Genomic DNA, 23,448 nt, shown 5'->3' on the forward strand with positions numbered 1-23,448 from the left:
CTCAGCCCCGGAGCGCCGAGACGAGCGGTGGGCCGACGATCCCGACCCAGGCGCCGACGAGGAGGAACGGGCCGAACGGGTAGGCCCGCTTGAGCACGGAGCGGTCGCGCTTGGCGATCGCATAGGCGACACCGAGCACGGCGAAGAGCAGGAACGCCGCGTAGAGGCCGACGAGGAGCTGCTGGGCGTCCAGGTAGCCGAGGACCAGCCCGAGCAGGGCCGAGAGGCGTACGTCGCCGAAACCCATGCCCGCCTGGCGGACGAACCAGAGCACCCAGAAGACGGTCCGGACCGCGACCATGCAGATCACGCCGGTCACGAAGTCGTGCCGCTCGCCGGTGAACGCCCACTCGGCGCCGCCGTAGGCCAGTGCGACGAGGGTCGCCGGGAGCACGACAATCGAGGGCAGCAGTCGGGTGTGGTGGTCGACGACGCCCAGCAAGGTCCCGATCGGCACCAGGGCGAGCAGCAGCGGGAGCAGCCAGTCCCAGCCCACCGCAGCACCCACGCCGGCGCCGGCGACCGCGGACAGGGCGCCCGCGACCTGGGCCAGGCGGGGGCGGCGGCCGAGGTCGGCGTACAGCTCCTTGGGGCCTTCGTCGCGCAGCACCTGCTGGGCGGCCGTCAGCTCGGCGCCCTCCTCGGGCTCCGGTACTGGCGGCGGCTCCGGCAGCAACCGGATGAGGTACGGCGTCAGCGCGCCTCCCAGGCCGCAGACCAGCAGGCCGACCAGCGCCGCCGCGAGGTGCTCGTTCACGACGAGCGCTCCTGCAGCGCGGCCTTGCCCGCGGCCCGCATCGCGTCGAGCGGCGCCGCCACCCCCGTGAAGGCGGTGAACTGGAGTGCGGCCTGGTGGACCAGGAGGTCGAGACCCGACACGACGACGCCGCCGACCGCTGACAGCGGCGTCGGCCACGGGTCGTAGATGACGTCGAAAAGCAGCGCGACACCTGCGCAGGCGGCGACCAGCCGGTCGACCTGCGCAGCCACCGGGATCGTCGACACGATCGCGTCGGTGTCGTCGTCGACGTCGGCGAGGGAGACGATCTCGACCTGCGGCGCCGTCGGGTGCGCTGCGACGCGTTCGGCAGCCTCGCGCGCCCGGTCCGCGTCACGTACGGCGATCCGCAGCCACGTCGCTCCGAGCTCGACCATCGCCAGTCCGGTCGACGCGGCGGTCGCGCCGCCGCCGAGGATCGTGGCGGTCCGGATCACGCCGTCGTAGCGCTCGCGCACCGCGGCAACCGCCCCGGGAAGGTCGGTGTTGTCCGCGTGGACCTCACCGCCGGCGAGCAGCAGCGTGTTGGCCGATCCCACCAGCCGGGCCCGCTCGCTGACGACGTCGGCACGCGCGAGCGCCTCACGCTTCAGCGGCGCTGTCACCGACAGCCCGCGCCAGTCACCGTCGAGACCGGTCACGAAGTCGGCCAGCCCGCCCGAGGCGACCTGCACGGCGTCGTAGGACCAGTCGAGGCCGACGGCGGCGTAGCCGGCCCGGTGCAGGGCGGGCGACAGCGAGTGGGCGATCGGGTCGCCCAGGACGGCACACCTCATCGGCTGGTCAGCACGCCTCGGACTTCGTCGCGCAGTACTCCTGCAGCTCGGCGCGGTACTGCTCGAACTCCGCGTAGGTCTCCGCGAACTTCGTCTCGCCGGTCTTCAGGTTGACCGTGACGTAGTAGTACCAGTCGCCCTTGGTCGGGTGGAGTGCCGCCTTGATCGCCTCGTCGCCGGGGTTGCCGATCGGACCCGGCGGCAGTCCCGCGACCCGGAAGGTGTTGTAAGGCCCGGGCGCGGTCTCGCGCTCGTCCTGGGTGAGGCCGACCGACAGCGGGCGACCGAGCGCGTAGTCGACCGTCGCGTCGATCTGGAGCCGTCCGATCTGCCCGGCCGTGCCCGGGTTCTCCACCCGGTTGTAGATCACCTGGGCGATCTTGGCCATGTCGCGCCCCCTGCCCTCGGCCTGGACCAGGGAGGCGACGGTCATGATCTCGTGGGGTGTGTAGCCCAGCTCGTCAGCCGCTGCCTCCAGCCCCAGGTCGCTCGCCGACTGCTTCCAGCGGGTGACCATCGTGCGGAGGATCGACTCCGGGGTGTCTTGCGGCGTGACGACGTAGGTCGCCGGGAAGAGGTAACCCTCCGGGTCGCCCTTGGCGTAGTCGGGCAGTCCCAGGGCGTCGGCGTCGGCGAGGGCGCGCTCGAACTGCTTCTTGGTGAAGTCGGTGTTCTTGGCCAGCGTCGCGACGATGTCGGCGGCGCGGAGGCCCTCGGGGATCGTCACCGTGTCCTGGGCCAGGTTGCCCGGGTCGACGAGGACCTCGACCACGTCGGAGGCCTTCATCTCCTTCTTCAGGAGATAGGTGCCGGCTTGGATACCGGTGGCCGCGGAGTTGTCGGACGCCGCGTCGACGAAGGCGTCGGAGGACGCGACGACGTCGAGCTTCTCGAGTTCCTCCCCCATCGAGGAGATGCTTTGGCCGGGGTCGACCACGAACGTCACGCGACCCTTGCCCGGCCCGGGGTAGTCGTCGGGATCGCCGAAGAGGTCCTCGACCCAGGGCCCGGCGACGTACTTGATGGCCGCACCGATCAGGAGGACGGCGACGGCCACGAAGAGCAGCATCGGAAGGCATCCGGAGAAGCGCCGCTTGCGACGGCGGGTGCCGACGGGCGGGGCGTCGTCCAGGACGTACGGGTCACTCATGCGTCTCCTCGACGTCGTTGCCGGGGTCGGCGGTGGCGGTCCCGAGCGCCACGACCTCTCCGGGCGCGTTCCCTGTCGCGCGCTCCGTGTCGAGAGCGTGCTGCAGAATCACGACGGCCGCGACCTGGTCGACCACGGCGCGTCGCTGTTGTCCCTTGCGTTGATCGCGGAGCATAGCCTCCGCCGAAACTGTGGTGAGGCGTTCGTCGACGAGCCGCACCGGCACCGGCGCGATCCGCTCGGCCAACTGCGCGGCGAAGACCCGCGTCTTGACTGCTGCCGGTCCCTCTCCCCCGGAGAGTGAGCGCGGCAGGCCCATCACGACCTCGACCGCCTCCTCGGCGGCGACGAGCTGGCGCAGACGCCGCAGGTCACCCTTGCCGCGCCGGACGGTCTCGACCGGGGTCGCCAAGATCCCGGAGGGGTCGCAGCGTGCGACACCGATCCGAGCGTCGCCCGGGTCGACACCGAGGCGCACACCCCTCCTCATCGAAGGGGCCTCACCCGGCGGCCGCCGCCGTCACCGCAGCGAGCGCCTCGTCGAGGCGGGTCGCGTCGGTGCCGCCACCCTGGGCGATGTCGTCCTTACCGCCACCGCGGCCGTCGATGAAGGGAGCCACGGCCCGCACGAAGGTGTTGGCCGAGAGCCCGCGGGCCTGGCCCGCGTCGTTGACCGCGGCAACGACCGCGACCTTGCCGTCGGCGACCCCGAGGACCACCGCCACACCGGGCACATCACCGGGCAGTCGCCCGCGGACGTCGAGCGCGAGCGTGCGGACGTCCGCGCCGCCGGCGCCCTCGACCTTGTGGGCGACGACCCGCACGCCGTTGACGTCCTGCGCACCGGCGGCGAGATCGCCCCCGGCCGCCAGCAGCTGACCGACGCGGATCTTCTCGATCTCCTTCTCGGTCTGCTTGAGACGGTCGACGAGGTCACCGACCCGGCCGACGAGGTCGTCGGGCTGGGCCTTCAGCAGCGTGGTGAGCTGCGCGACGACGTCGCGCTCCTTGGCGAGGTAGGCGAAGCCCTCCACGCCGGTCAGCGCCTCGATGCGGCGGTTGCCGGAGCCGACGCTGGACTCGCCGGTCACCACGACGGTGCCGATCTGGCTGGAGTGGTCGACGTGGGTGCCACCGCACAGCTCGCGCGACCAGGGACCGCCGATCTCCACGACGCGGACCTTGGTGTTGTCGTAGGTCTCGCCGAAGAGGGCGAGCGCGCCCCAGTCCTTGGCCTCGGCCAGGGTCATGTAGTCCCACCCGACCGCGAGGTCGGCGCGCAGCGCGTTGTTGGAGACCTGCTCGATCTGGTGGAGCTGCTCGGGGGTGAGGGAAGAGAGCCAGCCGAAGTCGAGGCGCAGGTAGCCGGGACGGTTGTAGGAACCGGACTGCAGCGCGCTGGGCCCGAGCACCTCGCGCAGCGCCGCGTGGACGACGTGGGTGCCGGAGTGGGCCTGGCGGGCGCCGGTGCGCCAGTCGGGGTCGACCCGCGCGTGGAGCACCGAGGTGGGGTCGAGCTCACCGTCGACGACGCGCACCTGGTGCACGACGAGGCCACGCACCGGGCGCTGGACGTCGAGCACCTCGAGCCGACCGCCGTCGAACTCGATCGTGCCGGCGTCGGCCACCTGCCCGCCGGACTCGGCGTAGAACGGCGTGCGGTCGAGCACGATCTCGCCGACCTCACCGTTGGCGAGGCTGCGGACAGCCGCACCCTCCCGGAGGAGGGCCAGGGTGCGCGACTCGGTCTCGAGCGTCTCGTAGGCGAGCCACTCCGTCGGGCCGTTGGCATCCAGGATGCCGCGGTAGACCGACGTGTCGGCGTGCTGGCCCTTCTTCGACTTCGCGTCGGCCTTGGCTCGCTCGCGCTGCTCGGCCATCAACTGCCGGAAACCGGGCTCGTCGACGGTCAGCCCCGCCTCGGAAGCCATCTCCAAGGTGAGGTCGATCGGGAAACCGTAGGTGTCGTGCAGGGCGAACGCCTTGGCCCCGGGCAGGACGGTCGAGTCCTGCTGCTTCACCTCGGTGGCGGCCAGGTCGAAGATCTGGGTGCCGGCCTGGAGCGTCTTGCGGAAGACCTCCTCCTCGGCATAGGCCACCCGCGAGATGCGGTCCCAGTCGGTGACGAGGTCGCCGTAGGTCTCCCCCATCTTGTCGCGGCTGACCGGCATCAGCTGCGGGAGCGCCGGGTCGTCGTAGCCGAGGAGGCGCATCGAGCGCACCGCACGGCGCAACAGGCGCCGCAGGACGTAGCCGCGCGCCTCGTTGCCCGGCGTCACGCCGTCGCCGATGAGCATCATCGAGCTACGGATGTGGTCGGCGACGACCCGGAAGCGCACGTCGTCGGCAGGATCTGCGCCGTACCTCTTGCCGGTGAGCTCCTCTGCCATCTGGATGACGGGGAACATGACGTCGATCTCGTACATGTTCTCCTTGCCCTGGAGCAGGAAGGCGACACGCTCGAGACCCATGCCGGTGTCGATGTTGCGCTTGGGCAACGACCCGGCGATGTCGAAGTCCTCCTTGCTGCGGACGGCCGAGAGCTCGTCCTGCATGAAGACCAGGTTCCAGATCTCGAGGTAGCGGTCCTCGAGCTCGGTCGGCATCGCCAACCGCTCGGTGGTGGCGAACTCGCCGTCGGGGCCGTAGGAGGCGCCACGGTCGTAGAGGATCTCCGAGCACGGACCACCGGGGCCGGGCACACCCATCGACCAGTAATTCTCGCGCTTGCCGAGCTTGACGATGCGCTCAGCCGGCAGGCCGGTGACCTTCATCCAGAGCTCGAGCGCCTCGTCGTCCCCGTGCAGGATCGAGGGCCACAGCCGGCCCTCCTCGAGCCCGAAGCCGCCGTCGGCGATGGACTTGGTGACCAGCTCCCAGGCGAGCTCGATGGCGCCCTCCTTGAAGTAGTCGCCGAAGGAGAAGTTGCCACACATCTCGAAGAAGGTGCCGTGGCGCGTGGTCTTGCCGACGTCCTCGATGTCCGGCGTGCGGATGCACTTCTGCACGCTCGTCGCACGGTCGTAGGGCGGCGTCTCCTGCCCCAGGAAGTAGGGCTTGAAGGGCACCATGCCGGCGTTGACGAAGAGCAGGTTGGGGTCGTCGAGGAGCAGCGACGCCGAGGGCACCGCCGTGTGACCGGCTGCCTCGAAGTGCGCCAGGAAGCGAGCGCGGATCTCCGCTGTGCTCAGGCCGCCGTCCATCAGTCCTCGCCTCTCTCTAGCTCCCGTTGGGGAGCCGCTGCGACCTCGAACCGGTGCCGGAGGTCGGTTTCTGCCTCGTTCTTGCCGTACTGGAACTCGGCGCGGAACATCTGCGCGCCCAGGTTGGCCGCGTGGGCGCGGTCGCGGATCCCGTCGGCGGTGAAGGCCTCGGCGACCCGCCGTGCCTTCACCATCCCGTAGACCCCCGCAGCGGCGCCGGCGACGAACCAGACCCCGCGCCTCACGGCGCTGTCCTCATCGGCTGACTTCCGAGGACCCGATCGCCGTGCGCTGACGTGCCTGCCACTCGCGGTGGGCCTGCTTCATGTCGGTCTTGCGCTGCTTGCGGGACCGCTTGACGTCACGCTTCATCTCGAAGCGGATCCGGTTGCGGACCTCCGGCGCCAGCGCGCGACGCAGCCCGGCGGCGAGCGAGGCGGTGCGGATCAGGCTCTCGCGCAGCAAAGCGTCGACGATCGGCGGGCCGGGGACGGTGGGGACCAGGGCCAGGGGGCCGCCCGCGCTCCTGCGCTGACCGAGCTCGGTGATGACGTAGTCCTTGTCGTCGACGATGGTGAGGTCGGACAGGCGCAGCGTACGGCGCGCCTCCTCGAGCCGCTCGGCCTCCTCGAGGAGCTGGTGCTGCAGCTCGTCGAGCTCCTCCCGGAGCGCTTCGACGTCGGCAGCGGCGTTGGAGAGCACCTCTTCGCCCTGCTCCTGGGTGCGCCGCAGCTCGGCCATCAGCCAGCCGACAGCGGCCACCAGGCCGATGACAAGCAGCACGGTGAAGAAGGCCAGCCAGCCTGGGACCACCATCGCGCTCGTCATGGGACCCAAGCCTATCCGCCCGCGTCAGCCGCGCTGACCGCGGATGATCCGACGGACCCGCTCCCACCGCTGCTTGACGGCTGCTTCGGCCCCGAGGTCGGTGGGCAGGTAGTACTCGGCGTCCAGGACGACGTCCGGGGCGTACTGCTGCTCAGCCACTCCGAACGGCTCGTCGTGGGAGTAGACGTAGGTGGTGCCGTGCCCGAGCTTCTTCGCGCCGGCGTAGTGGGCGTCGCGCAGGTGCGGCGGGACCGTGCCGATCTTCCCGGCACGGACGTCGGCGATCGCGGCGCCGATCGCGGTGGTGACCGCGTTGGACTTGGGTGCCACGGCGAGCGCGATGGTGGCGTGGGCGAGCGTCAGCTGCGCCTCCGGCATACCGATCAGCTGCACCGTCTGGGCCGCGGCGACCGCCGTCGGGAGGGCCATCGGGTCGGCCAAGCCGATGTCCTCGCTCGCCAGGATCATCAGCCGACGGGCGATGAACCGGGGGTCCTCCCCCGCCTCGAGCATCCGGGCGAGGTAGTGCAGGGCCGCGTCGGCGTCAGACCCGCGGACCGACTTGATGAACGCGCTGACGACGTCGTAGTGCTGGTCGCCGTCGCGGTCGTAGCGCACCGCGGCCTGGTCGGCCGCCGTCTCCGCGAGCTCGAGGGTGATCACGTCGCTGCCGTGCAGACCGGCCGCGCCCGCCGCCGCCTCCAGGTAGGTCAACGACCGCCGGGCGTCGCCGCCGGCGAGCCGGACGATGTGGTCGCGCGCCTCGTCGTCGAGCTGGTAGCGACCGTCGAGGCCGCGCTCGTCGGTGACCGCGCGCAGGACGACCTCCCGGATGTCGTCGTCGGTGAGCGACTCCAGCCGGAGGAGAAGGCTCCGCGACAGCAGCGGAGAGATCACGCTGAACGACGGGTTCTCGGTCGTCGCCGCCACGAGCGTCACCCAGCGGTTCTCGACGCCGGGCAGCAGCGCGTCCTGCTGGGCCTTGCTGAACCGGTGCACCTCGTCGACGAAGAGCACCGTCTCCTTGCCCGACCCGACCAGGGTCGACCGCGCCGCGTCGATCGCCGCACGCACCTCCTTGACGCCCGCCGACACCGCCGAGATCTCGACGAACCGTCGGCCCGTCTGGCGGCTCAGGATCGAGGCGATCGTGGTCTTCCCCGTCCCCGGCGGCCCCCACAGCAGCAGCGACATCGACTGGTCGCCCTCGACCAGCTGGTGCAGCGGCGAACCCGATGCGCGCAGCTGCGGCTGGCCGACGAGCTCGTCCAGACCGCGTGGCCGCATCCGTACGGCGAGCGGCGCGGCCCCGTGGACAGCGTCGCTCAGTGAGCCGCCGGCCGCGGAGCGGCCGGCGTCGGGGGCATCGAAGAGCGCGTCATCGGACACGCCGCCATTGTGTCCCGTCTCCGGATGGACCGGTCAGGGGGCCGTCAGGCACGTCCGATCGTCTTGCCGTCGAGGTCGAACCACGTGTCGGAGTAGCCGGGGTGCTCGACCAGATCAGTCACCGGGCTCGCACCCGGGTCGGGCTGGCCGACGGAATCGACACCGAGCAGGCGCGCCGTGAGAGGCTCGCGCGGGTGCTCGCCGAGACGACCCGGGAAGTGGCAGGCGACCTTGTGGCGCTTGCCGATCTGCAGCAGGGGCGGCTCGTGCTTGGCGCAGATCTCCTGGGCGATCGGGCAGCGCGTACGGAACCGGCAACCCGAGGGCGGGTCGATCGGGCTCGGCACCTCGCCGGTGAGGCGGATCCGGTCGCGTCGCTCCCCGGTCACCGCCTGCTTCACGTCGGGCACGGCCGAGAGCAGCGCCTGCGTGTAGGGGTGGTGGGCGTTGCCGTAGATGCTCTCGCGGTCACCGACCTCGACGATCTTGCCGAGGTACATCACGGCGATCTCGGGGCAGAAGTGCCGCACCACCGCGAGGTCGTGCGCGATGAAGAGGAAGGCGACGTCGAACTCGTTCTGGATGTCCTGGAGCAGGTTGATGACCTGCGCCTGGATTGACACGTCGAGCGCGGAGACCGGCTCGTCGGCCACCATCAGCTTCGGCTGCAGGGCGAGAGCGCGGGCGATGCCGATGCGCTGACGCTGACCGCCGGAGAACTCGTTGGGGTAGCGGTTGTAGTGCTCCGGGTTGAGGCCCACGACCTCGAGCAGCTCCTGGACGCGCGACAGCACCTTGTTCTTCGGCACGACGTTGTGCACGCGCAGCGGGCTACCGACGATCGAACCGACGGTGTGGCGCGGGTTCAGCGAGCTGTAGGGGTCCTGGAAGATCATCTGCACCTCGCGGCGCAGCGGCTTCATCGCCTTGTTGCTCATCGAGCCGAGGTCCTGGCCCTCGAACATCATCGTGCCGCCGGTCGGCTTGTAGAGCCGCGTGATGAGCTGGCCGGTGGTGGACTTGCCACAACCGGACTCCCCCACAAGACCGAGTGAACCGCCCTTGGGCACCACGAACGAGACGCCGTCGACCGCCTGGACGTGCCCGACCGTACGACGCATCAGCGGCGTCTTGATCGGGAAGTACATCCGCAGGTTCTCGACCGTCAGGATCGGCGGAGCGTCGGCCTTCAGCTCGCTCGCCGCGTGGCCGACGACCTCCGGGATGGCCGGAGCGTCGAGCGTGGTGTCGCTGACGGGTTCGGTCGTCATCGGAGCTCCTCCGCGAGGTCAGGCGCGATCTCGGGCAGCACCTCGGTCGCATAGATCGTGTCGGGGTCGGCCAGGTGGCAGCGCTTCACGTGGTTCGCGCCGCGCACACCCGGCAGGAGCTCGGGCAGCGTCGTGGTGCACAGGTCACCGGGCACCTTGTCGCGATGGACGCAGCGCGGGTGGAACGCGCAGCCGGTCGGCGGCTCGAGCAGGCTCGGCGGGTTGCCGGGGATCGGGATCATCCGCGCACTGGTGTCAGCGGTGACGTCGGGGACGCTGGAGAGCAGACCCCAGGTGTAGGGCATCTCCGGGTGCACCAGGATGTCGCGGCACGGGCCGTACTCGACGGCGCGGCCGCCGTACATCACCAGCACGTCGTCGGCCATCTCGGCCACGACGCCGAGGTCGTGGGTGATGATGACGATCGCGGAGTTGAACTCGCTCTGCAGGTCCTGGAGCAGGTCGAGGATCTGCGCCTGGACCGTGACGTCGAGCGCGGTCGTCGGCTCGTCGGCGATGAGGAGCGACGGGTCGTTGATCAGACCCATCGCGATCATCGCGCGCTGCCGCATGCCGCCGGAGTACTGGTGCGGGAACTGGTCTACGCGACGATCAGGCTGCGGGATGCCGACGCGGTCGAGCATCTCGATCGCTCGTTGGCGGGCCTCGCGCTTGGTGGCTTGGGGGTGGTGGACCAGGTAGGCCTCACCGAGCTGCTTGCCGACCTTGTAGAACGGGTGCAGCGCCGCCAGGGCGTCCTGGAAGATCATCGCGACCTGGTTGCCCCGGAGCGAGCGCATCTTCGACTCGGAGAGGCCGACCACCTCGGTGCCGCCGACCCGGATCGAGCCCTGGATCTGGGCGGAGCGGGCGTCGTGGAGGCCGAGCACGGCCATGCTCGACACCGACTTGCCCGACCCGGACTCACCCACGATGCCGAGCGTCTTGCCGAGCTCGACCTGATAGCTGAGCCCCGTGACGGCCTGGACCAGGCCGTCGGCCGTCGGGAACTTGACCGTCAGGTCGTCGACCACGAGGAACGGCGCGCCGCTCTCCACGTTGCCGGTGTTCTCGGGGGCGCTCACGCAAGCCTCACTCTCGGGTCCAGGAAGCTGTAGACGATGTCGACCAGGATGTTGCCCACGACGACGCACACGGCGAGCATCAGGGAAGTCGCCTGGACGACGGGCAGGTCCTTGATCACGGTGGCTTCGACGCCCCACTTGCCGATGCCCTCGAGCTGGAAGATCTTCTCGGTGAAGACCGTCCCGGAGAGCAGGAAGGCGACGTCGATGCCGAAGATCGTGACGACCGGCACCAGGGCGGAGCGCAGCGCGTGCTTGATCACCACGGTCCGCGCCGGCAGGCCCTTGGCCTTGGCCGTGCGCACGTAGTCCTCGCTCAGCGCTTCGACCATCGACCCGCGTGAATATCGGGTGTAGGACGTCGAACCGAAGAGTCCGAGCACGAGCCACACGAGCAGGAGTCCGCTGACCCACTGGAGCGGATTGTCGAAGGGAGAGATGTATTCGACCTTCGGGAAGACACTCGTGCTGATGGTCAGCACGAGCATGCTGATCAGGGCGACGAGGTAGTAAGGGATCGAGCTGAACACCAGGGTCGACGAGACCAGCATCTTGTCGGCGACCGTGCCTCGTCTTCGGGCAGCGAGGACGCCGACGGAGACCCCGATGGCGAGGTAGAGGAACGATGCCCCGACAGCGAGGCTGAGGGTCACCGGGAACTTGTCCTTGAACTGTTCGGTCACCAGGGTGCGGTCACGGTAGGACAGCCCGAGGCACGGCGCGGGGCATTTGTACTCGGTCGCGCCGATCGTGATCGTGCGTTCGGCGACCAGGCCCTTGGCCCACTTGCCGTACTCGGTGTAGATCGCGTTGTGGTAGCCGAGCTTCTCTTCGTAGTCGTAGAGCTTCGGCGAGGTCGGGCCGCACCGGCCGTGGTTGTCGCGGCGGCAGAGCTCGAGCCCCGGGTGCTGCGGGCCGTAGAAGAAGAGCGTGTAGACCATCATCGACACCAAGATGATGATCATGCTCCCCGCGAGGATCCTCTTGACGAGGAAGGCGAACATGTCTGACCTCTCAGAAAACTCTGCCGACGCGAACTGTGCCGACTGACCAGACCGGGCGGGGTCGAGGACCCCGCCCGGCCGGGTGCTTCAGTTGTGCGCTACCGCACCTTCTTCAGTTACCTGTCAGTGACAGGTCACTTGACGAAGATGGTCCGGTAGTCAGGGGCACCGCCGACGGTGGTGTCGTTGGCGAACCCACCGATGTCGGAACCGATGGCGTAGGTGCCCTGGTAGAAGCCCGCGTTGATCACGGGCTGGAACTCGGTCATCACCTTGTTCTCGAGCGCGCCCCAGGCGTCAGCCTGCTCGTCGACCGGGAGGGTCCGGATGCGGTCCATCTCGGCGTCGATCGACTCCTCGGAGAAGTTGCCGGTGTTGTAGGGCTGGCCGGTCTCGAGGATCGGCGGCACGAAGGTCGCAGCCGAAGGCCAGTCCTGGCACCAGGCGGTACCGAGCAGGTTGATCTTCTTGTAGAGGGCGTTGTCCGGGTCGGTCCAGACGTCGTAGAGGCTGCCGGCGGTGTAGGGGTAAGCCTTCACCGAGAAGCCGGACTCCTCGTAGCCGAGCTCGCGCTGCTTGGCAGCGTCCTTGCCCTCCTGCGAGGTGGCGTCGTAGACGAAGGAGACCTCGTACTCGCCGGGCTCGTAACCCGCCTTGGCCAGGAGCTCCTTGGCGTGCTCCGGGTCGTACTGGATGGTCTCGCCGTCAATCTCCGGGTTCCACGGAATGCGACCGGCCATGCCCGGGGGCAGCAGACCGAAGCCGAGCTCGGGGTCGGTCACGCCGTTGGCGCGGGTGACACCGGGCAGGTAGCCGCCGGCGGACCAGATGTCCTCGTAGGCGTAGGCGAAGGCGAGGGCCTGACGGACCTCGAGCTCCTTGACCTTGTCGTAGTTCGGCATCACGAACGACGTGCACGGCTGCGGGCCGACGAGGACCTGGTCCTGCAGACCGTCCTCGATCGCCTTGGTGTAGTCGTTGGACAGCATCGCGGTCGAGATCGTGGTCGAACCCGAGTCGCTCAGCGCCGTCTTGTCGGCAACGGCGTTGTCGCCACCGAACTCGAAGGTGTACTTGTCCGGGAACTGGTTGCGAGCCGGGTCAGTCGCCGGGTCCCACTGGTCGTTCGGGACCAGCACGAGCTCCTGGTTGGGGACGTACTTCTCGATCTTGTAAGGACCGGTCGACAGCGGCTTGAGGCCGTAGTCGGCGGCCGGCGCGTCGAGCGGCACCGGGCCCATGGCCGGGAAGATGCCGTAGTAGTCCATCTCAGCGAACGGCGTGCTCATCTTGAGGGTGAGCGTGTTGCCGTCGACGGAGATCGCCGGGAAGTCCTCGGCGCCCTTGGCGTAGGGACCGTTGTAGGTGTCGCCACCCTCGAAGTAGGGCTTCGAGTAAGCGGCACCCGGGCCGGTCGCGAACGTCTCGGCGTCGAACGAGCGCTCCATGCCGAACTTGACCTCTTCAGCGGTGACCGGGTCGCCGGTCTCCCACTTGATGCCGTCCTTCAGCGTGAAGGTCCACTCGGTGAAGTCCTCGTTGGGCGTGCCGAGGTCGGTCGCGAGGTCGGGAACCAGCGTGTACTCGCCGGTCTCCGGGTTCTGCTGCCAGGTCGTGAGCGACCGGAACAGGAGGTCCTGAGCGATGGCGTTGTCGGTCACCGACCAGAGGCCGGCCGGGTCCAGGCTGGTCGGACCGTCGTCGGGGTCGGGAGCGAGGATCGTGATCTCGCCTCCAGTCTGGGCACCCTCAGGCTGCGGCGCGGGGCCGACAGCGTCAGGGTTCTTTCCGCCCGACTGCAGGGTCTCGTTGAACTTGTCCTTGCTCGACTTGTCGTCGTCGCCGCCACCACAGGCGGCGAGCGTGAGTGCCAGGGTTGCCGCACTTACACCGGCGACCAGGGCCTTCTTCCGATTCATGTGTCCAGCCTTTCCTTTGTTGTGGCCGATGCGGCTCCCGCACGACCGACATTCATGGGTGCTCAGCGTCGAGTCTTGGGATCGAACGCGTCGCGGATGGCGTCGCCGAGCAGGTTGAGCGCGACGACGAGGACTGCGATGCCGATGACCGGCTCCAGCAGGAACAGGGGGTAGATCTCCCAGTAGGAGGTGGCGCCGTTGACCGTCTGGCCCCACGACTCGCGACCGAAGACGCCGATGCCCAGGTAGGACAACCCAGCCTCTGCAGCGACGTAGCCCGGCAGGCTCAGCGAGACCGACACGACGATCGGGGCCAGCAGGTTGGGCAGGATCTCGCGGACCAGGATGCGGCTGGTGGGCACGCCGATCACCCGGGCGGCCTTGACGAACTCCCGCTCGCGCAGTGACAGGACCTCGCCGCGCACCAGTCGGGCGACACCCATCCAGCCGAAGATGACGAGGATGAACACCAGCGAGTAGAAACTGACGACCCGCAGCTTGTCGATGTCGGTGCCGTAGCGCTCACTGATGATCGGCGCCACTGCCAGTGCACCGAGGAGGAACGGGAACGACAGGAACAGGTCGGTGAAGAACGAGATCACCGCGTCGACAGCGCCACCGACGAAACCGGCCACCAGGCCGAGCGTCACGCCGATGAAGGTCGACAGGACCGTGGCGACCGTGGCCAGGAACAGCGACGTGCGACAACCCTCGATCCAGACCGCCAGGTTGTCGGTGCCCGAGCCGGGCGCGACACCGAACGGGTGGTCCATCGTGAACCCGTGGTTGGGCGGGCCGATCTTGGGCAGTCGGGTGACCAGGTCGATCCGCGTGCTGGCCAAGACGGTGTCGGTCGAGACGCCGAAGAGGCTCTGGACCCACGGCGCGAAGATCGCGATGGCAGCGAAGAACAAGACGATGACGAAACAGATGACCGCGATCGGGTCCTTGCGGAGCCGGTCGAACGCGATCCGGGTCGGAGACCGACCGGCGATCGACTTGCGCGCCGCCTCCGTGGGCGGTGCAGAAGAACTCTCGCCGTGGACCGCGAGGTCCGCCGCCGGCAACGTCATCCAGCCCTCCGCTCGCGCGTGCCGAGTCGCCCCGGCAGCCCCGCCCGATGCGGCGCCGTCCGAGACTCTAGGCGAGCAGGACAGTGTTCTCGGTCACCAAGCGGTAACGATCTGGTCTCGTTGACCGCGTCCGGCCGAGGCCGGATCTGCCGACGTCTTTGCCGAGAGATCAGGCCTCCGCCGGGACATCCTTCTCCGGAACGGCGTCGACCCCGGCCTCCTTGCGCTGGGCAGGGGTGATCGGCGCAGGGGCGGCCGTCAGCGGGTCGAACCCGCCTCCCGACTTCGGGAAGGCGATGACCTCACGGATGGAGTCGGTGCGGGCGAGCAGGGCGCAGATCCGGTCCCAACCGAAGGCGATGCCGCCGTGCGGGGGTGCGCCGTACTTGAACGCCTGGAGCAGGAAGCCGAACTTCTCCTCGGCCTCTTCCTCGCCGATGCCCATCAGCGAGAAGACCCGCTTCTGGATGTCCTCGCGGTGGATACGGATCGAGCCGCCGCCGATCTCGTTGCCGTTGCAGACGATGTCGTAGGCCCAGGCCAGGGCGTTGCCCGGGTCCTGGTCGAACGTCTCGGGCTCCTGGGGACTCGTGAAGGCGTGGTGGACCGCGGTCCACTCCCCCTGGCCCACGGCGACGTCACCGGCTGCGGTGGCGTCGGAGGCCGGCTCGAGGAGCGGGGCGTCGACGACCCACAGGAAGCTCCACGCGCTCTCGTCGATGAGGCCACCGCGGCGGCCGATCTCGAGGCGGGCGGCGCCGAGCAGCGCCCGGCTGGACTTGGTGGCACCGGCCGCGAAGAAGACGCAGTCGCCCGGCTGGGCACCGACGTGGGCGGCCAGACCGGCCTTCTCCTCGTCGGAGAGGTTCTTGGCGACCGGGCCGCCGAGCTCGCCGTCCTCCTGGACCAGCACGTAGGCGAGGCCGCGCGCACCGCGCTGCTTGGCCCACTCCTGCCAGGCGTCGAGCTGCTTGCGCGGCTGGCTGGCGCCGCCGGGCATGACGACCGCGCCGACGTAGTCGGCCTGGAACACGCGGAACGGGGTGTCCTTGAAGTAGTCGGTGCACTCGACCAGCTCCAGGCCCATCCGCAGGTCGGGCTTGTCGGAGCCGTAGCGCGCCATCGCGTCGGCGAAGGTCATCCGCGGGATCGGGCGCGGGATCTCGTAGCCGATCAGCTGCCAGAGCGCCGCGAGGATCTCCTCGGCGACGGCGAGCACGTCGTCCTGCTCCACGAAGCTCATCTCGACGTCGAGCTGGGTGAACTCCGGCTGGCGGTCGGCGCGGAAGTCCTCGTCGCGGTAGCAGCGCGCGATCTGGTAGTAGCGCTCCATACCGGCGACCATGAGCAGCTGCTTGAAGAGCTGCGGGCTCTGCGGAAGGGCGTACCAGCTGCCGGGCTGGAGGCGCGCGGGCACCAGGAAGTCGCGAGCACCCTCGGGCGTGCTGCGCGTCAGGGTCGGCGTCTCGATCTCGACGAAGTCGTGGGCGTCGAGCACGGCACGGGCCGTTTTGTTGACCTGGCTGCGGAGCCGGAGCGCGGCGCCGGGCGCCGTACGCCGCAGGTCGAGGTAGCGGTGCTTGAGGCGCACCTCCTCGCCCACCTCGACGTGGTCGCTGATCGGGAACGGCAGCGGGGCAGCCGCCGAGAGCACCTCGACGCCCTCCTCCCCTGCCGCAGCGACGATCTCGATGGCACCGGTGGGCAGGTTGGGGTTGTCGTTGCCCTCCTTGCGGGCGGTGACCTCGCCGACGATCTTGAGGCAGTACTCGGCGCGCAGGGCGTGGGCGACCGCCTCGTCACGGATCACGACCTGGACGACGCCGCTGGCGTCACGGAGGTCGATGAACGCCACCCCACCGTGATCGCGCCGGTTGGCGACCCAACCGGCGAGGGTCACGGTCTGGCCGACGTGCTCGACGCGCAGGGCGCCGGCGTCGTGGGTGCGGATCACTTTGTTCTTCTCCTGGTGGTTGAGGTGCGAGGCCGGCTACGGCCGAGCCTCGAAACCGATGATGGCGGGCCGGAGGTCCTCCACAGGAGGCTCCCAGGTCGCCGGGTCGGCCGGCACCTGGTTTCCACTGCGGATGTCCTTGACCTCGTGGGTGGTGGCTCCGGACTCGTCGGTGCTCGAGAACCACACGTAGGGGATGCCGCGCCGGTCGGCGTGGCGGATCTGCTTGCCGAACTTGGCCGCCGTCGGGGCGACCTCGCAGGGGATGCCGCGGGCGCGGAGCGCGGTCGCGACGTCGTCGGCCTGCTGACGGGTCTCCTCGTCGGAGACCGACACCAGCACAGCGCTCGGCACGGAGCGGTCGCCGGTGACGACGCCGCGCTGGACCAACGGCACCAGCACGCGACTGACGCCCAGGGAGATGCCGACGCCGGGGTAGGTCGTACGGCCATCGCTCGCGAGCGCGTCGTAACGACCGCCCGAGCAGATCGAGCCGAGCGACTCGTAGCCGTCGAGGCGGGTCTCGAAGACCGTGCCCGTGTAGTAGTCGAGGCCGCGCGCGATCGAGAGATCGGCTTCGATGCGGACCGTGTCGGTCGCCAGGCCGGCCGTGCCCCGCAACAGCTGGGCGAGCTCGTCGAGACCCTCGTCGAGCAGCGGGTGCTCGACGCCGAGGGCGCGCACCCGGTCGACGAAGGAGTCATCGGGCGTGCGGATGGTCGCCAGCGCGAGGCACTGCTGGGCCTGCTCGTCGGTGAGGCCGGCCTCGGCGACCAGCAGCTTGGCCACCTGCTCGGGTGCGAGCTTGTCGAGCTTGTCGACCAGCCGCATGACCTCGTCGACGTCGCTCGCGCCCAGACCGAGGTAGAAGCCCTGGATCAGCTTGCGGTTGTTGACCTGGAGCCGGAAGCCGGGGAGGAAGGACAGCTTGGCCAGCGCGTCGAGCATCACCCGGGTGACCTCGATGTCGTGGTGGAACGGGAGCACGTCGCGACCGACGATGTCGATGTCGGCCTGGAGGAACTCGCGGAAGCGACCCTCCTGCGGGCGCTCGCCGCGCCAGACCTTCTGGATCTGGTAGCGGCGGAACGGGAACTCGAGCTTGCCGGCGTTCTCCAGGACGTAGCGGGCGAACGGCACCGTGAGGTCGAAGTGGAGGCCGATGCCGGCATCCCCGGTCTCGTCGTGCAGGCGCTTGAGGACGTAGACCTCCTTGGAGGTGTCGCCCTTGCGCAGGAGCTGGTCCATCGGCTCGACCGCACGCGTCTCGACGTTGGCGAAGCCGTGCAGCTCGAAGGTCGCGGCGAGGGTCGCGACGACGTGCTGCTCCACGACCCGCTGGGCAGGGAGGAACTCGGGGAAGCCGCTCAGCGGCGCAGGCTTGGCCACGTCACAGCCCCCGGCTGACTCGTCCGGCGGTGCCGCCATCGACGGGGTCCTGGAGCTCGAGCAGGAAGGGGTTGGTCGCACGCTCGCGACCGATGGACGTCTGGCCGCCGTGGCCCGGCAGCACGACGACGTCGTCGGGCAGCGTCAGCACCTTGCTGGCCAGGCTGCGCAGCATCGTCAGGTGGTCACCCCCCGGCAGGTCGGTGCGGCCGATCGAGCCCTCGAACAGCAGGTCGCCGGAGAACATGACCTCGCTGACGTCCGCGTGGTCGGCGTACGGCGTCCGGAACGTCACGGAACCCGGGGTGTGTCCGGGCGTGTGGTCGACGACGAAGCGCAGGCCCGCGAGCTCGAGGTCGACGCCGTCGGCGAGCTCACGCACGTCATCAGGCTCCGCGAACTCGAACTTGCCCTCGGGCATGCCGAGCATCATCGCGGCCGTCTCACGGGAGATGCCGGCCAGCGGGTCGGCGAGGAGGTGGCGGTCCTGCGGGTGGATCCACGCGGTCGCGTCGTAGGTGCCGGCAACCGGCGTCACGCTCCACATGTGGTCGATGTGGCCGTGGGTGAGGAGGATCGCCACGGGCTTGAGCTTGTGCTCACGGATCACGTCGGCGATGCCGGGAGCGGCGTCCTTCCCGGGGTCGATCACCACGCACTCCGCGCCTGCAGAAGTGGCGGCGACGTAGCAGTTGGTGCCCCATGGTCCTGCGGGGAAGCCGGCGATCAGCACCGACCCAGCCTATCGGCCAGCCTGCTCTCCTTTAGCATTGCCCATTGTGACTGCGAGCGAGTGGGGCAGAGTCGACAACGACGGCACTGTCTATGTGAAGACGGCCGACGGCGAACGGTCAGTCGGACAGATGCCGGACGCCACTCCGACGGAGGCGATGGAGTTCTACACGCGGCGCTTCGAAGCGCTCGCGGTGACCGTCGAGCTCCTGCACAAGCGGGTGCTCTCGGGGGTGTTGTCCCCCGACGAGGCGATGCACGCCATCAAGTCCCTGCGCGAGCAGGTGACCGACGCCCACGCCGTCGGCGACCTCGCGCAGCTCGGTGCGCGGCTCGACGAGCTCGGCCCGGTCCTCGCGGCTCAGCGGGAGGCGCGTCGTACGGAGAAGGCACGACGCTCCACCGAGGCAGCTGGCGAGAAGGAGAAGCTCGCCGTCGAGGCCGAGGCGATCGCCCACGGCAACGACTGGAAGCACGGCGCCAACCGGCTCCGCGACCTCCTCGAGCAGTGGAAGAAGCTGCCCCGGATCGAGAAGGCCGCCGACGACGCGCTGTGGAAGCGCTTCTCCTCGGCGCGCTCGGCCTACACCAAGGCCCGCAAGGTCCACTTCGCCGAGCTCGACGAGAAGGGCGAGGCCGCGCGCATCATCAAGGAGCGCCTCGCCAAGGAGGCCGAGGGCCTCTCGAGCTCCACCGACTGGGGCCCGACCGCGGGCCGCTACCGCGACATGATGCGCGACTGGAAGGCCGCCGGATCGGCCCCCAAGGGCATCGACGACGAGCTCTGGAAGCGCTTCCGTGGCGCCCAGGATGTCTTCTTCACTGCCCGCGACGAGGCCAACGCAGCGCTCGACGCAGAGTTCGCCGCCAACGCGGTGGTCAAGGAACAGCTGATCGTCGAGGCTGAGGCGCTCCTGCCCGTTACCGACCTCATCGCCGCCAAGGCCGCCTTCCGCGACCTCGCCGACCGCTGGGACGAGGCCGGCAAGGTCCCCCGCGACCGCATCAAGGAGCTCGAGGGCCGCATGCGCACCGTCGAGCAGGCGATCCGCAAGGTCGAGGACGAGCACTGGAAGCGCACCGACCCCGAGAAGTCCGCCCGTGCCGACGACATGGTGTCCAAGCTCGAGGCCGCCATCGCCGACCTCGAGGCCAAGCTCGACAAGGCCCGCGCGGCCGGTGACGCCAAGAAGGTCAAGGATCTCGAGGAGAACCTCGAGGGTCGCAGGTCCTTCCTCGACATGGCCAAGCAGGCCAGCGCCGACTACAGCTGAGAGCGGCTACTGCCGGACGCTCACGTGCAGGAATCCCCGGTGCACCGGGGATTCCTGCAGTTTTGGGGGGTTGCAAACCCCTGGAACCGCGGGAACGGCCTGGGTGCTGTGACACGAGGGGCTCAGAGAGATTGTTCCAGCCGCTATGCGGCGCCCGCCGATGCCTCGATCAGCCGTTGGAGCCGCGCTGCCAACTGGTCCGGGTGCTCCAGGTCCCACCATGTGATCCGAAAGGGACGCCAGCCCGTTAGCTCCATGATGCGCTCCTCGCGGCGCTTCTCCCGAAGGACCGCCGCGGTCACGTCCTCGCCGGGTCGCAGATGCCGCTGGTACTTGACCTTCCCATCGAACTCGATCCACACCTTCTGGTCGGGCAGGGCGAAGTCGAGGAGCGCGACCAGTTCGTCGGCATCACGAACTTCGAACTGAGGAACGGGTCGCGGGAAGTGACGGCGCCACAGGAAACACAAGGTGCGGGTCTCGCCGACCGACTCGATCCGCGGATCCGACAGCCGGATGACCAGGTCGGTTCGCAGGGAGAAGGGCCAGCCGACGATCGCGATCTCAAAACGTTCCTGCAGTTCGGCCTTGGTGAAGTCGCCGCGATGGAGGAAGTGGTTGGCCACCACCAACGTGCTCTCCACGCTACCCACGGTCGCTGCTTCGAGGGTGGCGCGTAACGGCGAGCTGATGGCGACGCCGTACGCCGACTGGCAGTCGCCCTCCAGAACCCTGCCGCAATGCTGCTGAATGCCGGCCTCGCGTCGCCCAGCCTTGCCATCGTCGCGGGTCAGGTGCACATCATCGAGGCCGAATCCCCAGACAGGGGCGTCCAGTAGGGGTAAAGCAGAAACGTGGCTGAGGAACACAGCGGTCTGCGCCTGTCGGTAAGCCGCTCGGCTACGAACTGCGTACTGCTGTTCGGCCGTCATCGACCTCCACGAGGGCCCATCGGTGTAGGCACCACGCCGCGGTCTCGCCAGTGCGCCAGAAGCAAGGGCCTTTGCAATCGTTCGGTCGGACTCGCCGCCCGCAATCAGCTCGCGACGAAGGCTAACCGGGGCCAGGCGTGGGTCCTCGGGATTGATGAGCATGCGCAGACCCTCGCGGAGGGTACGGCTCCGCACCGATGACCGAGTTCAGACCTGTGGACGGCTGGCGTTCGCCGCTTGGCAAGGGACGGATTCTGGCGCTTCTGGGTGGTTGCAACGGCCCAGAACTGCAGGAATCCCCGGTGCACCGGGGATTCCTGCAGTCACGCCCCGCGACGGCGGCTACTGCGTGACGCGGTAGGCGTCGAACACGCCGGGGATGCTGCGGACGTTCTTGAGCACGGTGTCGAGGTGCTTGGCGTCCGCCATCTCGAAGGTGAAGCGGGTCTTGGCGACCCGGTCACGCGTGGTGGTGAGGTTGGCGGACAGGATGTTCACGTGGGCGTCGGACAGCACCATGGTGATGTCGGACAGCAGCCGTGAGCGGTCGAGGGCCTCGACCTGGATGTTGACCAGGAAGGTCGTCTGACCGGTCGGGGCCCACTCGACCTCGAGCACCTTCTCCGGCTGCTCGAGCAGGTTGGATGCATTGGTGCAGTCCTTGCGGTGCACCGAGACGCCACCCCCCTTGGTCACGAAGCCCAAGATGGCGTCGGGCGGGACCGGGGTGCAGCACTTGGCGAGCTTCACCCAGACGTCCGGAGCACTCTTCACGATGACGCCGGCGTCGGTGCCGGGCGCGAGGCGCCGGGGCCGGCTGCGGCGACCGGTGATGGTGATGGCCTCGGCGAGGTCCTCTTGGGCTCCCTCGTCACCGCCGTGCAGCTCGATGACGCGTCGTACGACGGCCTGGGCACCCAGGTTGCCCTCGCCCACCGCGGCGTAGAGCGCCGTGACGTCGGCGAGGCGGAAGTGCTCGGCGATCAGGTTGAGCGAGTCGTGCGTCAGGAGTCGTTGGAGGGGCAGGCCCTCCTTGCGCATGAGCTTGGCGATCTCGTCCTTGCCGTGCTCGATCGCCTCCTCGCGGCGCTCCTTGGTGAACCACTGCTTGATCTTCGAGCGGGCACGGGGCGACTTGACGAAGTTGAGCCAGTCACGGGAGGGAGCGGCTGTCGGCGACTTGGAGGTGAAGACCTCGACGACGTCGCCGTTCTCCAGGGTCGACTCCAGCGGGACCAGGCGTCCGTTGACCCGCGAGCCGATCGTGCGGTGGCCGACCTCGGTGTGCACCGCGTAGGCGAAGTCGACGGGCGTCGCGTTGGACGGCAGCGCGATGACGTCGCCTCGCGGCGTGAAGACGTAGGTCTCGGTCTGGTTGATCTCAAAGCGCAGGGACTCGAGGAACTCGCCCGGGTCCTCGACCTCGCTCTGCCAGTCGAGGAGCTGGCGGACCCAGCTCATGTCGTCGAGATCGGCGCGCTTGTCGGTGTCGGTGCCGGTGCGGCCGTCCTCCTTGTACTTCCAGTGGGCCGCGACACCGTATTCGGCTCGCCGGTGCTGGGAGAACGTGCGGATCTGCATCTCGACCGGCTTGCCCTGCGGACCAATGACCGTCGTGTGCAGCGACTGGTACATGTTGAACTTCGGCATCGCGACGTAGTCCTTGAACCGCCCGAGCACGGGGTTCCAGCGCGAGTGCAGCACGCCGAGGACGCCGTAGCAGTCGCGGTCCTCCTCGACGAGGATCCGGATGCCGACCAGGTCGTAGATGTCGGAGAAGTCGCGGCCTCCGACGATCATCTTCTGGTAGATCGAGTAGTAGTGCTTCGGCCGCCCGGTGACGGTCGCCTTGATCTTGGCGTCGCGCAGGTCCTTCTCGACCTGGGTGATCACTTCGGCGAGGAACTGGTCGCGCGACGGCGCCCGCTCCGCGACCATCCGCACGATCTCGTCGTAGATCTTGGGGTGCAGGGTCGCGAACGCGAGGTCCTCGAGCTCCCACTTGATCGTGTTCATGCCGAGCCGGTGCGCGAGCGGCGCGTAGATGTCGAGCGTCTCGCGAGCCGTGCGCTCCTGGCTCTTCTGCGGCACGTAGCGCAGCGTGCGCATGTTGTGGAGCCGGTCGGCGAGCTTGATGACGAGCACCCGGATGTCGCGCGACATCGCGACGATCATCTTGCGGATCGTCTCCGCCTGCGCGGAGTCGCCGTAGACGACCTTGTCGAGCTTGGTCACGCCGTCGACGAGGCGCGCGACCTCGTCACCGAAGTCCCGGCGACACTCCTCCAACGTGTAGGGCGTGTCCTCGACCGTGTCGTGCAGCAGCGCCGCCACCAACGTCGGCTCCGTCATGCCGATGCCGGCGAGGATCGTCGTCACCGCGAGCGGGTGGGTGATGTAGGGATCACCGCTCTTGCGCATCTGGGTGCCGTGCAGCCGCTCGGCGGTGACGTAGGCACGCTCGAGGAGCGCCAGGTCGGCCTTCGGGTGGCTGGCACGTACGGCGCGGAACAGCGGCTCGAGCACCGGGTTGGACGTCGACGTACGACTGCCCATCCGGGCCAGGCGGGCGCGCATGGTGCGGCCACCACCGCCGATGTCGCTCGGGGCGCTCGGGACCTCCGGAGCGCGCGCAGGAACGGGCCGATCGCCCGCCCGTTCCTCACTCATGTCGGGAGTCTATTAGCCAGG

General features: G+C 69.0%; 19 protein-coding genes. 1 reads left to right on the plus strand and 18 read right to left on the minus strand.

Annotated elements, in window-relative coordinates:
- Position 1: 1 nt before the first annotated feature.
- The 16 genes from F0U44_RS21720 to F0U44_RS21795 all read right to left on the minus strand — a co-directional run bounded on the left by F0U44_RS21720 (position 2) and on the right by F0U44_RS21795 (position 18,552).
- On the minus strand, positions 2–757 hold the full coding sequence (locus F0U44_RS21720) for a prepilin peptidase (protein WP_149730488.1): 756 nt from the start codon (positions 755–757) through the stop codon (positions 2–4).
- Complete coding sequence (locus tag F0U44_RS21725; RefSeq protein ID WP_149730489.1) at positions 754–1,554, minus strand: shikimate dehydrogenase; 801 nt, start codon at positions 1,552–1,554, stop codon at positions 754–756. The genes F0U44_RS21720 and F0U44_RS21725 overlap by 4 nt, the downstream gene beginning before the upstream one ends.
- A 7-nt stretch (positions 1,555–1,561) precedes the next feature.
- On the minus strand, positions 1,562–2,704 hold the full coding sequence (gene mltG, locus F0U44_RS21730; RefSeq protein WP_149730490.1) for an endolytic transglycosylase MltG: 1,143 nt from the start codon (positions 2,702–2,704) through the stop codon (positions 1,562–1,564).
- Positions 2,697–3,194, minus strand: coding sequence for a Holliday junction resolvase RuvX (ruvX, locus tag F0U44_RS21735; RefSeq protein ID WP_149730491.1), 498 nt, complete (start codon positions 3,192–3,194; stop codon positions 2,697–2,699). The genes mltG and ruvX overlap by 8 nt, the downstream gene beginning before the upstream one ends.
- A 10-nt stretch (positions 3,195–3,204) precedes the next feature.
- Positions 3,205–5,907, minus strand: coding sequence for an alanine--tRNA ligase (alaS, locus tag F0U44_RS21740; protein WP_149730492.1), 2,703 nt, complete (start codon positions 5,905–5,907; stop codon positions 3,205–3,207).
- On the minus strand, positions 5,907–6,152 hold the full coding sequence (locus tag F0U44_RS21745; RefSeq protein WP_149730493.1) for a DUF6167 family protein: 246 nt from the start codon (positions 6,150–6,152) through the stop codon (positions 5,907–5,909). The genes alaS and F0U44_RS21745 overlap by 1 nt, the downstream gene beginning before the upstream one ends.
- A gap of 10 nt (positions 6,153–6,162) precedes the next feature.
- Positions 6,163–6,735: a hypothetical protein gene (locus F0U44_RS21750; protein ID WP_149730494.1), complete on the minus strand. Its 573-nt coding sequence runs from the start codon at positions 6,733–6,735 to the stop codon at positions 6,163–6,165.
- A gap of 24 nt (positions 6,736–6,759) precedes the next feature.
- Positions 6,760–8,124, minus strand: coding sequence for a replication-associated recombination protein A (locus tag F0U44_RS21755; RefSeq protein WP_246160751.1), 1,365 nt, complete (start codon positions 8,122–8,124; stop codon positions 6,760–6,762).
- Positions 8,125–8,168: 44 nt separating this feature from the next.
- On the minus strand, positions 8,169–9,395 hold the full coding sequence (locus F0U44_RS21760; RefSeq protein ID WP_149730495.1) for an ABC transporter ATP-binding protein: 1,227 nt from the start codon (positions 9,393–9,395) through the stop codon (positions 8,169–8,171).
- Complete coding sequence (locus F0U44_RS21765; RefSeq protein ID WP_246160752.1) at positions 9,392–10,480, minus strand: ABC transporter ATP-binding protein; 1,089 nt, start codon at positions 10,478–10,480, stop codon at positions 9,392–9,394. The genes F0U44_RS21760 and F0U44_RS21765 overlap by 4 nt, the downstream gene beginning before the upstream one ends.
- Positions 10,477–11,484 carry an ABC transporter permease gene (locus F0U44_RS21770; RefSeq protein WP_149730496.1) on the minus strand — a complete coding sequence of 336 codons (1,008 nt, stop codon included), beginning with the start codon at positions 11,482–11,484 and terminating at the stop codon, positions 10,477–10,479. Before F0U44_RS21770 ends, F0U44_RS21765 begins: the two co-directional genes overlap by 4 nt.
- 134 nt (positions 11,485–11,618) lie before the next feature.
- On the minus strand, positions 11,619–13,403 hold the full coding sequence (locus tag F0U44_RS21775) for an ABC transporter substrate-binding protein (RefSeq protein WP_149730497.1): 1,785 nt from the start codon (positions 13,401–13,403) through the stop codon (positions 11,619–11,621).
- A gap of 62 nt (positions 13,404–13,465) precedes the next feature.
- Entirely contained in the window at positions 13,466–14,476 is a 1,011-nt protein-coding gene (locus tag F0U44_RS21780) for an ABC transporter permease (RefSeq protein ID WP_149730498.1), read from the minus strand.
- Positions 14,477–14,645: 169 nt separating this feature from the next.
- Entirely contained in the window at positions 14,646–16,430 is a 1,785-nt protein-coding gene (aspS, locus tag F0U44_RS21785) for an aspartate--tRNA ligase (protein ID WP_149730499.1), read from the minus strand.
- A 36-nt stretch (positions 16,431–16,466) separates the two neighbouring features.
- Positions 16,467–17,819: a histidine--tRNA ligase gene (gene hisS / locus F0U44_RS21790; RefSeq protein ID WP_149730500.1), complete on the minus strand. Its 1,353-nt coding sequence runs from the start codon at positions 17,817–17,819 to the stop codon at positions 16,467–16,469.
- 1 nt (position 17,820) lies between these two features.
- On the minus strand, positions 17,821–18,552 hold the full coding sequence (locus F0U44_RS21795) for an MBL fold metallo-hydrolase (protein ID WP_149730501.1): 732 nt from the start codon (positions 18,550–18,552) through the stop codon (positions 17,821–17,823).
- 46 nt (positions 18,553–18,598) lie between these two features.
- Here F0U44_RS21795 and F0U44_RS21800 point away from each other — a divergent pair, with 46 nt between their 5' ends.
- Entirely contained in the window at positions 18,599–19,825 is a 1,227-nt protein-coding gene (locus F0U44_RS21800; RefSeq protein ID WP_149730502.1) for a DUF349 domain-containing protein, read from the plus strand.
- Positions 19,826–19,968: 143 nt separating this feature from the next.
- Here the strand turns inward: F0U44_RS21800 and F0U44_RS21805 are convergent, their stop codons facing one another.
- Both F0U44_RS21805 and F0U44_RS21810 read right to left on the minus strand, forming a co-directional pair.
- Entirely contained in the window at positions 19,969–20,919 is a 951-nt protein-coding gene (locus F0U44_RS21805) for a hypothetical protein (protein ID WP_149730503.1), read from the minus strand.
- A gap of 180 nt (positions 20,920–21,099) precedes the next feature.
- Entirely contained in the window at positions 21,100–23,427 is a 2,328-nt protein-coding gene (locus F0U44_RS21810) for a RelA/SpoT family protein (RefSeq protein WP_188113619.1), read from the minus strand.
- Positions 23,428–23,448: the final 21 nt, after the last annotated feature.

This window comes from Nocardioides humilatus, assembly GCF_008373755.1.
Lineage (GTDB): Bacteria > Actinomycetota > Actinomycetes > Propionibacteriales > Nocardioidaceae > Nocardioides > Nocardioides humilatus.

Coding starts and splice junctions, on each gene's coding strand:
- F0U44_RS21725 (WP_149730489.1), bottom strand. CDS start 1,554: ATGAGGTGTGCCGTCCTGGGCGACCCGATCGCCCACTCGCTGTCGCCC.
- mltG (WP_149730490.1), bottom strand. CDS start 2,704: ATGAGTGACCCGTACGTCCTGGACGACGCCCCGCCCGTCGGCACCCGC.
- ruvX (WP_149730491.1), bottom strand. CDS start 3,194: ATGAGGAGGGGTGTGCGCCTCGGTGTCGACCCGGGCGACGCTCGGATC.
- alaS (WP_149730492.1), bottom strand. CDS start 5,907: ATGGACGGCGGCCTGAGCACAGCGGAGATCCGCGCTCGCTTCCTGGCG.
- F0U44_RS21750 (WP_149730494.1), bottom strand. CDS start 6,735: ATGACGAGCGCGATGGTGGTCCCAGGCTGGCTGGCCTTCTTCACCGTG.
- F0U44_RS21760 (WP_149730495.1), bottom strand. CDS start 9,395: ATGACGACCGAACCCGTCAGCGACACCACGCTCGACGCTCCGGCCATC.
- F0U44_RS21770 (WP_149730496.1), bottom strand. CDS start 11,484: ATGTTCGCCTTCCTCGTCAAGAGGATCCTCGCGGGGAGCATGATCATC.
- F0U44_RS21775 (WP_149730497.1), bottom strand. CDS start 13,403: ATGAATCGGAAGAAGGCCCTGGTCGCCGGTGTAAGTGCGGCAACCCTG.
- F0U44_RS21780 (WP_149730498.1), bottom strand. CDS start 14,476: ATGACGTTGCCGGCGGCGGACCTCGCGGTCCACGGCGAGAGTTCTTCT.
- F0U44_RS21805 (WP_149730503.1), bottom strand. CDS start 20,919: ATGCTCATCAATCCCGAGGACCCACGCCTGGCCCCGGTTAGCCTTCGT.
- F0U44_RS21810 (WP_188113619.1), bottom strand. CDS start 23,427: ATGAGTGAGGAACGGGCGGGCGATCGGCCCGTTCCTGCGCGCGCTCCG.